The organism is Neptuniibacter sp. 2_MG-2023 (genome assembly GCF_030547495.1).
GTDB lineage: Bacteria > Pseudomonadota > Gammaproteobacteria > Pseudomonadales > Balneatricaceae > Neptuniibacter.
The window spans coordinates 130717-146032 of sequence record NZ_JAUOQC010000002.1 but is presented as its reverse complement, the minus strand read 5'-3'; the positions used below and the strand labels follow the sequence as shown (position 1 = coordinate 146032).

The following is a 15316-nucleotide window of genomic DNA, read 5'->3' as shown; positions in this document are numbered from 1 at the left end:
GGTTAATGTTTTTGGCGTAATTCATGCTTTTGATTACAAGGTCTATAGCTTATGGGCCATTTACAATGACAAATGTTCCACTCTCTTTAGAAAATACATTATTGAAAGTATGCCGGGAAAAACTCACGGGTACCGTTTTCATTGCTTCCGAATCAAACCGTTCTGGGCAAATTGTTATCAATCAAGGTGCATTAATTGGATTAAATTATTGCGGACTAAATAACGAAGAAGCATTCAACACTTTAGTCAACAGCCAAAACCTGCGCTGCTCCTTTACTCCAGACCTGCTTTTCCCCATTGCAGAAAGCTTACAACCTGAGGCTGCATTACATCTATTAGAAAAGATAGGCTATTCTGAGGAAATCATTGAAACCGAACAAGCCCCCATTGAAGAGCCTGATGAGATAGCTGAGGAAGTGAATACCGTTATCTATAGGGGACAAGTAGTCGAACGAAAGAAAGATAAACCTAAAGCTGAAAGAAAAAAATCAGGCTTAGTTTATAGAGGACAAGTGATAAGTTAGGAAAACCTACCCTGTAGGCTTTCCTATGAATACTCTACTCTACCCCATCGCCTACAGTAGTCAGACCTAGGCTTGTCCAGGCTTGCATTCCACCACGATAATACTTCAGCTTTTCTGCTGGATAGTCAGCTTCTAGCATTGCTCGAATTAAGGCTGGCGTTTGTCCACACCAATAACCATTACAAAACATTGCTAATGTCTTAGCTTGGCTATAATCAAAGCTACCATCTTCTTTTTTAACTGCGCCAAACTCTTCCAAAGCATCCGCCGCTGTTTCCTCTTCTTCCATTACGGTATAAGGAACATTCATGCTGCCTGGAATCGTTAAACGATAATGCCAACCAACGGTGCGAGTATCTACAATTAAGATATTCTCATCAGTTTCCGCCTGTTGCATATAATCAACAAATTCACGTTCGCCAATAGTTTCAACATCATAAGGCTCAAAAGGTCTTATTGGCTGAGGCATACCTCGAAAGGTCGTGTTATAAAGCTCATTAATCGTATTATTAGGATCTTGATTACGCATAACCTCAATAGGCTCACCATCATGCTGAACAGTAAAAGACACAAGACCCGGCGCTATCATCGCCTTGCCTCCTTCAGCTATTACATGGGGAGATGAGATCAATGCCGCCACTAACGCAAAACGACCCACTGTGTGCTTTAACATGTCGAAACCTCTATTATTATAAGTTTATTCGGTATAGTTATAACGATTTTTGCACAAAAGCCTACTAATAGTCATTAACTCTAATATAAGACATTAGAATAAACTGATGGACGATTTATCGCTAAGAACAAATATAAAACGACACCTTTATAAAATAGAAACGAGATAAACCTCTCTATTTTAGGGTGAGTAACATATCAATCGTATATAAATGAGGATCCGCTTCTAAACCTTTTTGCTGACATTGATCTAAAAATTTAGCTTCCCGTTTTTCAGTGTCATGAAAACCAAAATCATTCCCTTCAAGACTCTGAATTTGTAACGTAGCCTTATAATAAAAAGCCAATACAATAGCGGCAGTCTTATCACCTTCATCAAGCAACACTTCCCAGCGATGACGATGATTCTGTATTTTCAAAGCTTGACGCTTAAGGTTCCATGCATAACGAAGTTCATCATAATAAGGACGCCCAACAAATCTAGAAAAAACACCGATCGTAATTAAAGCGCCTGTTAAAACACCTATTAAATTGATCATGGTGTTTGCTTGTTCTGGGTTCCCAAAATAGTTACGTAATAAAGCACTTAATCCTAAAGCAATCAGCGCAAAGATCAGACACAAAATCAGCGCAACCTTACGCTGTTTTTTCTTATAAATCGTTTTATCTATCTGTTTAAGTTCCACGTAACTACCCTATTAAACCTAATTATATGATGATGAATGAAATTAACTTGCAGTCAAAATCTGCCAGTGTAGACTTAGCGCCTTTAAAATAAAGGCCCTTTCTAACATAATCTAATGTATTCCGTAAAAGAGATTTTCTATAGTTTGCAAGGCGAAGGTGCACAAAGTGGACGCGCATCAATCTTTTGTCGTTTTAGCGGCTGTAATTTATGGTCCGGTCGCGAACAAGACAGGCAAACAGCTGTCTGTAATTTCTGCGATACTGACTTCATCGGAACTGATGGTCAAAACGGTGGAAAATTCAAAACTGCCGATGATCTCTGTACGTTTCTAAGCTCTTTTTGGCCTAAAGACAGTCATATTCCACCTTATATTATTTTTACTGGTGGAGAACCTGCTCTCCAGCTCGATCAAAACTTGGTCGATACCTGCCACCAGCATGGTTTTATTATTGCCATAGAAACCAACGGAACAAAACCTCTTCCAAACAACATTGACTGGGTCTGTGTCAGTCCAAAAGCCGATGCCAAGGTAATAATCACTTCTGGTGATGAATTAAAGCTAGTTTACCCTCAGCAACTTGCCCGACCTGAACAGTTTGAAGAGATGGATTTCAGAGAATTTTATCTACAGCCTTTAGATAGTCCAACCCGCCCTATCCACACTCAAGATATTATCAACTTCTGCTTAAAGAACCCACGGTGGAAACTGAGTCTTCAAAGCCATAAAACCTTAGGTATTGATTGAAACTAAGGTATTGGTTGGAACTAGGTCGCTACACTGTACGGTTAAATATCTGCCTAGATGTATAAAAACGGTAAGCGATTAATATAAAAGCGGGAATATTCATCAGAACGCCATAAATAAGCGCACTGGCAGCCATCTCCGAATTATGTAAAATCCCCCCCGTTATTAACAAGGCTATCGCCGCGTTTTGAATACCTACCTCTACAGCTAAACTAATACCTTGCTCTGTATTAAGTCGCATCTGACGAGCAATCCAATAACCTAAAAACATAGCTAAAGAAACGAGTACAAGTACGCTCGGCCCTAACTGAAAAGTTAACGCGGGTAACTGCTCCCAGTTCGTTTTTACTATACCGAAAACAACCAACACCAGAAAAAGACCTGCTAACGCTTTAACATAGCGCTCAATGCGCAGACAAAAAGCAGGCCAGCGATGATGAACTAAGGCGCCCAATAAAGCGGGAAGCACAGAGATCACCATCAACTTGACCATTGTAAGAACAATGGGAAACTCTATCGCCGCTTGTTCACCCATCCAGTAACTGACGGCTAAGGCCGTTAAAATCGGCATACTAATGGGTGTAATCAAACCAGAGATAGCTGTTAGACAAACAGACAGAGCTGTATCTCCCCGTGACAGATAAGTAATCATATTAGATGTCGCTCCCCCAGGTGCAAAAGTTAACACCATAATACCGACAGCTAGGGCCGCAGGGAGATCAAAAGCACTGACAACAACAAAACCTAATAAAGGTAATAACAAAAGTTGAGATAAAACCCCAACGAAGACAACGTTAGGTTGACGCCAAAGCAGCGAAAACTCAGGCACCCGCAAAGACATTCCAACACCCAGCATAATAGTAAAAAGTGCTAGAGGTAAAACCAGCTGTACGGCTATTCCATGTTCCATATTCAATCCTAAATTTTTAATAAAACGATACTAAGTTTTTGTTGGTTTTCATACAACATAAAAGGCAATTTTTTATACCCAATAAAACTCAAACACTGATGATATAAGGGATAGCAAAGGCTACCCACATACGCTGTGGATAACTTTGTGAGTTATTTATTTAAAACGTCATGAAACGCCTATTAAATAAGGCGCTCCGTCAAACTGATCATTTTTTGATCAATAACAAATTACCTCTTTAATATCAACATGTTAAATATGTCAATACTGTAATTTAAGGTTTTAAAATATGTATAGGAGAGACATTAATGAGTTACACAAATTAACAGTGTAAAAGGTATATTTTCAATAAAACAATGATTCGCCTAAACACCCCTAAATAGCTAGCATTATCCGGCAATTTCAAACAAAGCATTCAAATAACCTTCAATAACTACAAATAACCTATCTACCTTTACTTCTTGCTTATCGAAAACAATAAAACTGCTAAGATAAAGCTATCTTTGATCTTCACCCTCTGAGTTAAAATGGACAAATAATGCAACGAGATACGGCACAGCTAAAAGCCGCAAATAAAGTCACCATCATCGGAGCGTTAATCGATACGCTCTTAGGTCTACTAAAAATAGGCGTTGGCCTTGTCTCGCACTCATCCGCCTTAATCGCTGATGGCATCCATTCTTTATCCGATCTATTTACTGACCTTATAGTCATCGTAATTTTAAGAATCTCTCATAAAGGACCAGATGAAAACCATCCTTGGGGGCATGGGTATTTTGAAACGGTTGGTACTGCACTCTTAGGGAGTATTTTGATTGCTGTCGCAGGCGCTATGGCATACGACAGTACTCTCAATTTACTGAGTAATGAAACCTTACCTATTCCCGAATGGCCCGCATTAGCCGCTGCTTTACTCTCCATTATTTTAAAAGAGTGGATCTATCAATATACAGTTAGAATTGGCCGTAAAATAGGATCTGATCTCCTAATTGCAAATGCTTGGCATAGTCGAACAGATGCAATTTCATCCGTTGTAGTTTTTATCGGTGTTGCAGGGGCAATGTCAGGGATCACTTGGCTCGACTCTGTGGCTGCTATAGCCGTAGCATTAATGGTTGCTAAAATTGGATGGAGTCTTAGTTGGAAAAGTTTTCAAGAGCTGGTTGGCTCAGCCTTACCCCCAGAGCAGGTTGATAAGTATAAAAGCCAAGTTATGTCAGTTAAAGGAATTATCAGTGTCCATAGTTTTAAAACCCGAGCGATGGGGAATAAAAGCTTGTTAGAAATGCACATTCAAGTCTCCCCTTTCATTAGCGCCTCTGAAGGCCACTTTATTGGTGATGCCGCATGCATGAAGCTATATGACAATGGGGATATCGCTCATATCATCTACCACATAGATACCTACGATGATGAAGAGCATGAAAAGTTACATAGTAACCAATTATTACCGATGCGCGACGATATCGAGCCATGCATTCAACAGTACCTGCAATCTCTAGATAAAGAGGTAAACCTTTATCGCCTGTCACTTCATTACTACAAAAACAAAGTCAATCTAGAAATACTCTTATCTGCGCCTAAACATCAACCATTAACCCTACCGGATAATAGTTCAGAACAGATAATTGCGGGGCTTAAAAAATCATTAGCAGAACTAGAGCTTCCCCAAGATTGGCTAGGCCATATATTTTTAGCTACAGGGTTGGAGCGATGAATCAACAGCAGATCCCCGCACAAGCGCTGTATCAATCAGAGATTGAAGTAAAACATAGTCGTTTCATTACCCATATAGGCCATACACCTAACCTAGAGAGCGCTAAAGCCTTTTTAGATGGCATACGACAAGAGCATAGCAAAGCAAATCATAACTGCTGGGCGCAGATTGCAGGACCTAGATCGGACTTAAACTGCTGGGGAAGTAGTGATGATGGTGAACCTAAAGGCACTGCAGGAAAACCAATGCTCAACGTTCTTAGTCACACAGAGCTTTGTGAGATCAGCATCGTAGTAACACGTTATTTTGGTGGTATTAAGCTCGGTGCTGGAGGGATTGTCAGAGCTTACAGCTTAGCCGTCCAAGAAGCCTTAAAAACATTACCTACATTAGAAAAAGTAGATAAATTTCGTTTTACTTTAACCCTACCCCACGCTTTAGTCGGTAGTATTGAAACACTACTCATGAAATGCCACGCAGAAGTACTGTCTCGCAACTGGAATGAAGAGTTGCTACTCACCGGCCAAGCAAGCGACCAACAACTGGCCGAATTAAGACAGCAACTTATTCCCTACCAACACCAAATACATTATCAAGATAAGGTGATGCGTTGGTAAGCCGCTTCTAACGCATCTATCCGCTTATCAAACAAACACTCATCAGCTAAGCGGTTAAGTATCTGCATTTTAGAAAGCACACTGCGAACCGGCCCATTAATACCAATCATATACACGCTTCGATTAGCCGTTAACGCTTCAACCATAATATTTTCAATCGCCATTGCGGTAGACACATCAATCAAAGGGACTGACGTAAAATCAAACATTAGGGCATCATGGGGCTGACTATTCGTTAATTTCTTTGTCATCCCTTTCACAGAAGCATAACTTATTGGCCCCTCTAAATGATAAAGCAGGATTTTTCCTCCCGCGCTAACAAGAATCTCTTTTTCTCTTGGGCTTAATTGATCAATATCATCAGGTTGATCTGCAACAACTCGAATGGAATCAATCTGAATATCCGATAGATGCTTAATCGTAATGACATTCGCTATAAAGACACCAATAATGACGGCAGTAACAAGATCAACAAAAACCGTCAGCCCGAATACTAAAAGCATCAACACAACAACAAAAACGGGCGCTCGATGAAGCCGCTTAAGAAAATTCCAATCAATGATATCAATGCCAACCTTAATTAGAATTCCAGCAAGCACTGCGTGAGGAATATCTTCCGCTAAAGAACCCGCCCCCAAAACAATAAGAAGAAGCACAATGGCATGAACAGCTCCAGAAAGAGGTGTTTGCCCTCCGGCACGAATATTAATGACGGTTCGCATTGTCGCCCCCGCACCAGGTAACCCACCAAAAAGCCCCGCCATCATATTACCAACACCCTGACCAATCAGCTCGCGATCGGAATCATGCTGCTCTTTAACTATATTATCTGCCACTAATGAGGTTAATAAAGAATCAATCGAGCCTAAAGCCGCCAGCATAATTGCAGCCAGCAACATATCTTCAAGAAGTGCAAAATCAATACTTGGAAAGATAAATTCAGGTAAACCTGAAGGGATACTACCAATAACAGGCACACTGCCTTCAGGTAATAAAGTGACATAAATCAGTGTACCTAAGCACAAAGCGATTAAGGGTGACGGGATAATTTTCGCTATTGATTTTGGGCATAAAAAAACAATCAACAGCGTTAATACACCAAGCAGTAGAGCCGAAGCCTGATAAGATAAAATATTTGCTGGCAGCATTTGCAATGAGGCAATCACCGATGACTCACCACTATGTCCTAATAGCGGCGCTAATTCTAAGATGATAATGATAACCCCAATACCACTCATAAAACCGGATATCACAGGAAATGGCATCAAGGTAATATACTTACCCAGCCTAAACAGCCCGAAGAGCACTTGAAAAAAACCACTCATTAGCACAACAGTAAAGGCCAAAATAGGCCCCTGTACCGGATCAATAGCACTAAACTGAGTAAAAACTGCCGCCATAACAACAGTCATCGGCCCCGTTGGCCCCGACACTTGAGCTGGAGTTCCACCAAATAAAGACGCAAAAAAACCAACAAAAATAGCGCCGTAAATACCGGCTATAGGCCCTGCACCAGAAGAAACACCGAAGGCTAGCGCTAGAGGGAGCGCAACCACTGCAGCAGTAATACCCCCAAAAACATCTCCTCGTATATTACGAAAATGAATACCACGAAGCAGCGCCATAAAGAGAATCCCTCCTTATAAAATGACTAATACTCAAAACAGTGTAGCAAGAAACCTTATCTTTATAAGGCCAAAGGCGCCACCTACCTATAGACCCATCAGATCAATAATCGATCAAACTTATATTGGACGATGAATATAAATCAAGAAAAAAGATATTTCATTGAAGATTAAAGGACTTCTGCCGATACAAGAAACATAGCTTTAAGTGACTGTAATTAAATATTTATTTAATAAACTGTTTATAAATTAAAACGCTTGTTTTAGAGTTACCGGGTAATGAAGGAACGACCTTTCTAGATTATTTCACAGAAAGCCTGTTTCAAAGCAACATTCGTTCAACTATATCTAAGCGATTGAGGTAGTATGAAATTCGCTGAAAACAATAACCAAGCTGCTGAATATCTACGTCAGGCCATCCCATTGATGGTTAAGCACAACATCCCCCCCAATCCACTCAATTATGCGTTGTGGTACACCTATGTGAGTGACCGTCTACCAGAATTGAATGTTCAGTTAGACAAAACACTTACAACCTACGGCACTTGCCCTACCATGCTCAGCGAACAACTTTTTCGTGAGCATATGATCAAGGATGAGATCAACGGTGCTGAAGATATTCAAGCAAGTTTAATCAGCTTAATTAACAACCTCTATGAAGATGCTGGCCACACAGCTGAAAAAACGGCCAATTTTAATACCGTATTAGAAGAGAGTTTAGTCACACTTCAGCAACAAGAGGATGGCGAAGCAAGCCTACCCCTAGATTCAATTATTCATGCGCTATCAACACATACTAAATCTATTGGAGACACCGCACGCCTATTTCAAGAACGAATGTATGCGGCTCAAATAGAGATCCAAGCACTCAAAGAAGAGCTAAATAAAACAAGGCAAGATGCTCGTGTTGATCCACTGACCAATCTATTCAACCGTCGGGTATTTGACTCTGAACTAGCGCAACTCGTCAGCAACACAAATCACAACCTTATCTCATCATTCATTTTGGTAGATATCGATCACTTCAAGAATTTTAACGATACCTATGGACACCTGATGGGCGATAAAGTGTTGCAATATGTAGGTAAACTTCTAAAAGATGTATGCCCTGAACCTATGCTCCCAGTACGTTATGGTGGTGAAGAGTTTGCCGTCTTGATGCCTGGAGTTGACATAGATTCTGCAAGCGAAATTGCAGAAAAGGTACGCGAAAAAATTCAAGCAATTAGAATTAAACAAAAGAAATCGGGAGAAATTATCAGCTCGATTACGGCATCTTTTGGGGTTTCTCAGTTTAAACATGGGGAAACCGCTGAACAATTGATAGACCGTACAGATAAAGCGCTTTATAAAGCCAAAGACAGTGGTCGCAACCAAGTAAAATGCGCAAATTAAAGAGACGCTGCCTAAGATCTAATTGCTAAAACCTGCTTGCTGGAACAAGAAAGAAAGTAAGGCCCGAACGCAGTCCGGGCCTGAAATCTTTCCTATTCCCTCATAAAATCCCTACCACCCACACCCCTGCTATATAACCATTCAAAAGCCTAATCAGATACTAAAAACTATTAAATTTCCTGATATAAGTGATTTCCCCAAACCTTATCTAGAACCAACTAAACCTCATAACAAGACTATAAAAAATAGTTTTACGCTATCAACATCCATTTACAAGCCAACAAAATAAAGCATTACACCTTCACGTCATATCTACTTTTGAAGATAAGAATTATCTAAGTAACTCAACAACGAGATTATTTGAATTTACCAAGAGCGCGAAAAAAGAAACTAGGCGGTTCCCTACTGGGCTGGGCTAATCATAGGCTGAGACATTGAACTGTTTTAAGTGCTCATCCCACAACCAGTACGCTTCTGAGGTTAAATGCACTCCACCACGCCAGAAATCACTTGGATTGCCCCCTTGCCACTGTTTGTTGCCTTGAAGCGCTTCCGCCCCAGCAACCGTCAGCGAAAAAACCTCCTCACCATTAACTAGACACTTACTAATATAAGGTAGATCGGCATTCATCAAGCGGTTAAGTTCGGAACGAACAGAGAGGTCTCCCATAAAAGGAGCCGCTTCTAACTGTTGCAGGTGATTAAAAACCCGCCTAAATGTTGCCGGCCCAGAGAGAACCTCATAATACCGTTCAGTAGCACTAGTCCCTTCAGGCAGCAAACCCTTCAGTTCCGACTGTTTTAAAGTATATTCCAAGGCAGGTAATTCATCAGGGGCACGCAATAAGGTCAAAAGTAGATAAGTTTGCGTTAAAGTTAAGCCCGTTTCTATAGATGGATATTCAAGACAAAATCGACGTAGTGCTGCCGCCATAAAAGGCCACTCAGCTATTTCGGTTTGTGCAACACTCGCCAAGTTTTCAGGCGATGGGGCAGTAAAAAAATTCCAAATAGTATCTGCCACTATAAGATGGCGCTGTGATAAAGGAACGCGTTGATCAAACAACTCTTCCATCATCTCAAGTGTCAGATTACCTAAGCCATAAAAATAAGGGACCTCAGGATGGCGATCAATACAGATAATTGATAACGGAGGCGTTGCTAATCCAAGATTAAGAAGGCGATGACAGATCTCTAGCAGCTGTAGTTGATCGTATAAATCATGCTCAAACCACAATACAACTTCATCATAGACTTCAATATTGTCTAATCGATTTTTCCGAGCAACAAAGTCAGCTGCAATCATCTGTTCAGTGATCTCGCCCGAATACTCTGCGCTCTTAAGTAGACTCATCAAATAAGTGGTACGCGCCTTACTGTATGCTTCGTATGGAAGCGCGAGAACCGGACCATCATGTAATAGATCTTTCCAACAAAGTACATCACCCTGTATCCGTTCTGAGCGATTAAGCATATCGCCAGCACAATCACCATTTGTAATATGTAACTTCATCTTTACTCCATTAGCCCATCGTTCTGCTCCACAACCCACATCATTGGAGAGGAACAACTTTTACCCTATCAAGCCTCAGGAATGATAGCTAATAGATCAGTGGTTGCTAAATCAACTCCATTTTGACTCAATAATGTGGTCACTTGACCACGATGATGGGTTTGATGATTAAAGAAATGTTGTAGTAGATAGCCAAACCGTTTTTCGAATTTATTCCCATGCATATTGAAATAGGCTAATGGATAAGCAAGGTCATAAACTTCTACCTGATCACATAGATCAATAAGCGCCATATCCAACACATAACGTGCGTCCCTTAACTCATTAAAGTCGGAGTACAGTAATGTATCTAACGTGTCTGGATTAGCTATTAGCTTAACTGCTTCTAACGCCTTAAAATGGGACGGATGCTCAGCAAACCGTTTCAACCATATAATATCGCCAACCAAAATATGATTAAGTGTGCCTAAAATAGAATGAAAAAAAGCACCCTGATCCGCTGATAGCAAAGATGGCTCCAATTCACTTGCAGCTTCATAAATACTTTCGTTCATCCACTGGTTATAACGAGCCATTAACTCAAAATGATCTTTCAGTGTCATATTCCCTCCTTTATTTGTATCTATTTAAACAGGCGAACATGACAACTTGTAGATTCTCCACCTTGGCTAGGTAAAATAGCTCAGTTAATTTTTTCTATAGGTATTTCTCATGCAGGCATCTCCACTCAAAGTTCTAGTTATTGGATACGTCTGGCCGGAACCTAAATCATCTGCAGCCGGTAGCCATATGTTATCCCTGTTGCGTCTATTTAAACGTCAAGCCTGGCAGGTGATATTTGCCAGCCCTGCACAAGTAACAGATCATATGGTCGACTTAAAAGATGAGGGAATAGATACCTTATCGATTACATTAAATGATAGTCGCTTCGATCAAACCATCCATGAACTACAACCAGATATTGTTATGTTTGACCGCTTTATGATGGAAGAACAGTTTGGATGGCGAGTCGAAAAAAACTGCCCAAATGCTCTGCGTATTTTAGATACAGAAGATCTGCAGTGTTTACGAAATGCCCGCCATCAAGCAGTAAAACAAGCAAGAGAGATGCAGTTAAGTGACCTATACTCTGATATCGCAAAACGTGAAATAGCCGCGATCTATCGTTCAGACCTTTCATTAATCATCTCCAGCTATGAGATAGAGCTGCTCCAAAAACAGTTTCAAATGCCCGCTTCACAAATTCATCACCTCCCTTTTATGCTTGACCTTAATCATCTCCCCAAACAGCTTGCCTCCTATGAGGATCGACAACATATGATGATGATCGGCAACTTCCGTCATGCCCCTAACTGGGATTCTGTTCTATATATACAAACCTTGTGGCCAGAGATTAGAAAACGATTAAAAGAGAAAGGGCTACCGAACATAGAACTACATATTTACGGATCCTATCCGCCACCAAAGGCAACTGCACTACACAATCCTAAAAGCGGTTTTCTAATCAAAGGCTGGGCAGATGATGCTTACGACGTGATACAAAAAGCACGCTTATGCTTAGCTCCCTTACGATTTGGTGCTGGCATTAAAGGCAAACTTTTAGACGCAATGGTATGCGAGACACCCTCAATAACAACAGATATTGGCGCGGAAGGTATGGCTCCAAATTATAGCTGGCCGGGAGAAATCGCCAAGAATGATGAAGAGTTTATCAACGCCTGTGTGACGCTTTATAGTGAACCTGATAATTGGTTGTTGGCAAAACAAGCAGCGAGACCAATTTTAACGGCTTTATATGACGGCAGTAAAACAGGCCCCGCTCTGATTCAAAAAATCTTAGCCTTACTCGACAACGTACAAACTCACAGACTCCAAAACTTCACTGGCTCAATGCTAATGCACCACAGCATGAAAAGTACTCAATACATGTCCCAATGGATTGAGGCTAAAAACAAACAGATTGAATAAGTTAACATATCCCACTCAACAACTAAGGCTTAGAGTTGTCATATAATTTTCATATCTCTACCTTATTCTGCAATATTTGCAGTGATGCGCTTTATTCGAAAATAGTCAATTAGTGACTAATCAGCATAGGTAACAGGATATAAATGTCTAAAATTTTGGAGGTATTCTGGCGTTTTCTTCTGCTAGGTTGCACTAGTTTTGGTGGCCCAGCAGCTCACTTGGGGTATTTCCAAAAAACATTTGTCCAAGATCTAAAATGGCTTGAACAGGAAGCTTATGCCCAACTTATCGCCCTAAGCCAGTTTTTACCCGGCCCTGGATCAAGCCAAGTGGGTTTTGCTATCGGATTAAAACGCGCAGGTATAGCAGGAGGCATTGCTGCTTTTGTCGGTTTCACACTACCCTCTTTTCTAATTATCTATTTTATTGCCACTACTCAATTCGGCGAAGGCAGCAGTGGAGTCAATGGCCTAATCCACAGCTTAAAATTATTGGCCGTTGTTATAGTCGCCGATGCAACACTGAATATGCAACGTAGCTTTTGTAAAGAAAAACGTTCGCTTTGTATCGCTATACTTAGTGCAGCCGCCCTGTTAATACTACCTAATATTTGGACACAGATGGCTGTATTAATGGGGGCGGCAGTGTATGGCGTAGTAGAATCCAGACACCAATCCCATATAGAAAACACTGCTCTAAACATACAGAAAAATTCTACATCTACAGTAAAATCTATACTCGCTAAGCCTCCCTTTATCCTCTTTATTAGCTTGTTCCTAATTTTACCTCCTCTCGCTTATATTTCTGATTGGGTAGCCCTTGCTGCATCCTTTTACCAAACGGGTAGTTTAGTTTTTGGTGGCGGACATGTAGTACTCCCTTTGCTACAACAGTCGTTAGAACATATTGATAACGACCGTTTTATTGCCGGTTATGCCGCCGCTCAAGCAGTACCGGGGCCGATGTTTACATTAGCTACATTTTTAGGTGCAGAACTGACTCCTAATGCAAGCTTAATAGGAGCCTTAGTCGCAACACTATCTATCTTCCTACCGGGTTTATTGCTGGTATTAAGTCTACAAAATACGTGGGAATCATTAGCTAAACAACCTAGGGTTGCTGGGGCAATCTGGGGCGTTAATGCGGCTGTAGTTGGGCTGCTGCTATCTGCCTTATATCAACCTATTTTCATAAGCGCAGTACAATCTAATATCGACTTTGCCATCGCGCTTATCGCATTCTTTATATTAAGACAGTTTAAGCCACCTATACTGCTATTTGTTTTAAGCTTTATCGGCCTTGGTTTTCTGCTTTAATAATCAATAGCGAGAGCATTCAATATAAAAAATACCCTATAAGAATCATAGACAAAAAAAAGCCCGCACAAAGCGGGCTAACTCTAAGCTCAAAGGGAAGGAGAGCTTATAAGAAAGTTAAACAGGTTCTCGCATAGTCACAAACTCTTCAGCGGCTGTTGGGTGAATACCTATAGTCGAGTCAAACACCTCTTTGGTTGCACCCGCTTTTAAGGCGATACCTATGCCTTGAATAATCTCACCCGCATCAGGGCCTACCATGTGCACGCCAATAACTTTACGTGAATCAGCATCCACCAGCATCTTCATAAAGGTACGCTCTTCACTGCCGCTTAAGGTATGCTTCATCGCTCTAAAACTCGATTTATACACCTCAACATTGCTGTATTTTTCACGCGCCTGTTCTTCGCTCAAGCCCACGGTACCTATATTTGGCTGACAGAAAACAGCGGTTGGAATTAGGTCATAATCAACCTTTCTATTTTCGCCCGCATATAGGTTATTAACTAGGGCCATACCTTCAGCCAAAGCGACTGGTGTTAACTGAACACGATCAATTACATCACCAACTGCATACACAGAAGGAACGTTGGTCTGGAACTGATCATTAACGATGATCGCACCGTTTTTAGCCTGTTTAATGCCTAGCGTTTCTAAACCAAGGTTAGCTACTTTAGGATTACGGCCTGTTGCGTACATAATAAGATCAGTTTCAATACTAGAACCGTCTGTCATCTGAGCAAGCAAAGAGCCATCCGCCTGCTTCTCTATAGATTCAACATTATTATTAAATACTAGATCTACGCCTTTTTTAGCCACTTCTGTCGCCGCAAACTCACGTACTTCATTATCAAAACCACGTAAAAACAGATCACCTCGATAAACCAATTTTGTCTCAGTACCAAGGCCTGAAAAAATACCGGCAAATTCGACTGCAATATAACCACCGCCAACGACTAACGCACGTTTAGGAAACTCATCCAGATAAAAGACTTCGTTAGAGCTAATGATATGTTCTTTGCCTGGAATATCAGGCACATTTGGCCAACCACCAACCGCAACCAAAATACGCTCAGCGCTATACTGCTTATCACCTACAGCCACAGTATGATCATCAACCAATACCGCACGACCATTTATCAGCTCACAGCCAGAATTAACTAAAAGATTCTGGTAGATCCCATTTAGGCGCTCAATCTCTCGAGTTTTATTATCACGTAAAGTGGGCCAATCAAATTCCACGCCTTTATTCGTTAAACCAAATCCCGCAGCTTCAGCAAAGCCTTCTGCATATTGCGAAGCGTAAACAAACAACTTTTTAGGTACACAGCCAACATTGACACAAGTCCCGCCTAAATGACGATCCTCAGCTATAGCTACCTTTACACCCATACCAGCAGCCATACGAGCTGCACGCACACCACCTGAACCGGCACCAATTACAAATAGATCAAAATCATATTCCGCCACAACAGGCTCCTTTACTTGTGTCTTAAAGATGGGTCTATTTTATAAGTATCAATTTACATTGATACTACTATGAGGGCTAATTAAGAAAGTTAAATAGCCTAATTGATTTTCCTAATCACTTTCAGAGTATCTTTCCCCTTAATTGTTCAATAAAAT

The 15316-nt window shown here is 40.9% G+C and carries 14 protein-coding genes; 7 read left to right on the top strand and 7 right to left on the bottom strand.

The window, feature by feature from the left end; genetic code table 11:
• Positions 1-65 precede the first annotated feature (65 nt).
• Positions 66-524: a hypothetical protein gene (locus tag Q4486_RS03200; protein WP_303415435.1), complete on the top strand. Its 459-nt coding sequence runs from the start codon at positions 66-68 to the stop codon at positions 522-524.
• Positions 525-558: 34 nt separating this feature from the next.
• Here Q4486_RS03200 and Q4486_RS03195 read toward each other — a convergent pair whose 3' ends face one another.
• Positions 559-1197: a rhodanese-like domain-containing protein gene (locus tag Q4486_RS03195; RefSeq protein WP_303415436.1), complete on the bottom strand. Its 639-nt coding sequence runs from the start codon at positions 1195-1197 to the stop codon at positions 559-561.
• 175 nt (positions 1198-1372) lie between these two features.
• Positions 1373-1882 carry a DUF3087 family protein gene (locus Q4486_RS03190; protein ID WP_303518259.1) on the bottom strand — a complete coding sequence of 170 codons (510 nt, stop codon included), beginning with the start codon at positions 1880-1882 and terminating at the stop codon, positions 1373-1375.
• 114 nt (positions 1883-1996) lie between these two features.
• On the opposite strand from Q4486_RS03190, the gene queE reads away from it, so the two are divergent.
• Positions 1997-2629 (top strand): 7-carboxy-7-deazaguanine synthase, encoded by a 633-nt coding sequence (queE, locus tag Q4486_RS03185; protein ID WP_303415440.1) that lies wholly within the window; start codon positions 1997-1999, stop codon positions 2627-2629.
• A 28-nt stretch (positions 2630-2657) separates the two neighbouring features.
• Here the strand turns inward: queE and Q4486_RS03180 are convergent, their stop codons facing one another.
• On the bottom strand, positions 2658-3539 hold the full coding sequence (locus Q4486_RS03180) for a bile acid:sodium symporter family protein (protein WP_303518256.1): 882 nt from the start codon (positions 3537-3539) through the stop codon (positions 2658-2660).
• A 538-nt stretch (positions 3540-4077) separates the two neighbouring features.
• Here Q4486_RS03180 and Q4486_RS03175 point away from each other — a divergent pair.
• Positions 4078-5256, top strand: coding sequence for a cation diffusion facilitator family transporter (locus Q4486_RS03175; RefSeq protein WP_303415444.1), 1179 nt, complete (start codon positions 4078-4080; stop codon positions 5254-5256).
• Positions 5253-5873 carry a YigZ family protein gene (locus tag Q4486_RS03170; protein WP_303415445.1) on the top strand — a complete coding sequence of 207 codons (621 nt, stop codon included), beginning with the start codon at positions 5253-5255 and terminating at the stop codon, positions 5871-5873. The genes Q4486_RS03175 and Q4486_RS03170 overlap by 4 nt, the downstream gene beginning before the upstream one ends.
• On the opposite strand, the gene Q4486_RS03165 is transcribed toward Q4486_RS03170, so the two are convergent.
• Entirely contained in the window at positions 5849-7498 is a 1650-nt protein-coding gene (locus tag Q4486_RS03165) for a SulP family inorganic anion transporter (RefSeq protein WP_303415446.1), read from the bottom strand. The genes Q4486_RS03170 and Q4486_RS03165 overlap by 25 nt on opposite strands.
• Before the next feature lie 366 nt (positions 7499-7864).
• Between Q4486_RS03165 and Q4486_RS03160 the strand changes: the two genes are divergently transcribed.
• Positions 7865-8893, top strand: a complete 1029-nt coding sequence (locus tag Q4486_RS03160) for a GGDEF domain-containing protein (RefSeq protein WP_303518254.1) — start codon at positions 7865-7867, stop codon at positions 8891-8893.
• A 415-nt stretch (positions 8894-9308) separates the two neighbouring features.
• On the opposite strand, the gene Q4486_RS03155 is transcribed toward Q4486_RS03160, so the two are convergent.
• Together Q4486_RS03155 and Q4486_RS03150 are read right to left on the bottom strand one after the other, a co-directional pair.
• Positions 9309-10406: a DUF1835 domain-containing protein gene (locus Q4486_RS03155; RefSeq protein ID WP_303518253.1), complete on the bottom strand. Its 1098-nt coding sequence runs from the start codon at positions 10404-10406 to the stop codon at positions 9309-9311.
• 68 nt (positions 10407-10474) lie between these two features.
• The gene (locus Q4486_RS03150) at positions 10475-11008 is read right to left on the bottom strand and encodes a DinB family protein (protein WP_303518251.1); all 534 of its coding nucleotides are present in this window, start codon (positions 11006-11008) and stop codon (positions 10475-10477) included.
• Between the two features lie 109 nt (positions 11009-11117).
• Here Q4486_RS03150 and Q4486_RS03145 point away from each other — a divergent pair, with 109 nt between their 5' ends.
• Positions 11118-12374, top strand: a complete 1257-nt coding sequence (locus tag Q4486_RS03145; protein ID WP_303415450.1) for a glycosyltransferase — start codon at positions 11118-11120, stop codon at positions 12372-12374.
• Between the two features lie 143 nt (positions 12375-12517).
• The gene (gene chrA, locus Q4486_RS03140; protein ID WP_303415451.1) at positions 12518-13690 is read left to right on the top strand and encodes a chromate efflux transporter; all 1173 of its coding nucleotides are present in this window, start codon (positions 12518-12520) and stop codon (positions 13688-13690) included.
• 117 nt (positions 13691-13807) lie between these two features.
• On the opposite strand, the gene gorA is transcribed toward chrA, so the two are convergent.
• On the bottom strand, positions 13808-15160 hold the full coding sequence (gene gorA, locus Q4486_RS03135) for a glutathione-disulfide reductase (protein WP_303518248.1): 1353 nt from the start codon (positions 15158-15160) through the stop codon (positions 13808-13810).
• Between the last annotated feature and the right edge of the window lie 156 nt (positions 15161-15316).

Coding starts and splice junctions, on each gene's coding strand:
- Q4486_RS03160 (WP_303518254.1), top strand. CDS start 7,865: ATGAAATTCGCTGAAAACAATAACCAAGCTGCTGAATATCTACGTCAG.
- Q4486_RS03195 (WP_303415436.1), bottom strand. CDS start 1,197: ATGTTAAAGCACACAGTGGGTCGTTTTGCGTTAGTGGCGGCATTGATC.
- chrA (WP_303415451.1), top strand. CDS start 12,518: ATGTCTAAAATTTTGGAGGTATTCTGGCGTTTTCTTCTGCTAGGTTGC.
- Q4486_RS03155 (WP_303518253.1), bottom strand. CDS start 10,406: ATGAAGTTACATATTACAAATGGTGATTGTGCTGGCGATATGCTTAAT.
- Q4486_RS03145 (WP_303415450.1), top strand. CDS start 11,118: ATGCAGGCATCTCCACTCAAAGTTCTAGTTATTGGATACGTCTGGCCG.
- Q4486_RS03150 (WP_303518251.1), bottom strand. CDS start 11,008: ATGACACTGAAAGATCATTTTGAGTTAATGGCTCGTTATAACCAGTGG.
- Q4486_RS03175 (WP_303415444.1), top strand. CDS start 4,078: ATGCAACGAGATACGGCACAGCTAAAAGCCGCAAATAAAGTCACCATC.
- queE (WP_303415440.1), top strand. CDS start 1,997: ATGTATTCCGTAAAAGAGATTTTCTATAGTTTGCAAGGCGAAGGTGCA.
- Q4486_RS03180 (WP_303518256.1), bottom strand. CDS start 3,539: ATGGAACATGGAATAGCCGTACAGCTGGTTTTACCTCTAGCACTTTTT.
- Q4486_RS03170 (WP_303415445.1), top strand. CDS start 5,253: ATGAATCAACAGCAGATCCCCGCACAAGCGCTGTATCAATCAGAGATT.
- Q4486_RS03165 (WP_303415446.1), bottom strand. CDS start 7,498: ATGGCGCTGCTTCGTGGTATTCATTTTCGTAATATACGAGGAGATGTT.
- Q4486_RS03200 (WP_303415435.1), top strand. CDS start 66: ATGACAAATGTTCCACTCTCTTTAGAAAATACATTATTGAAAGTATGC.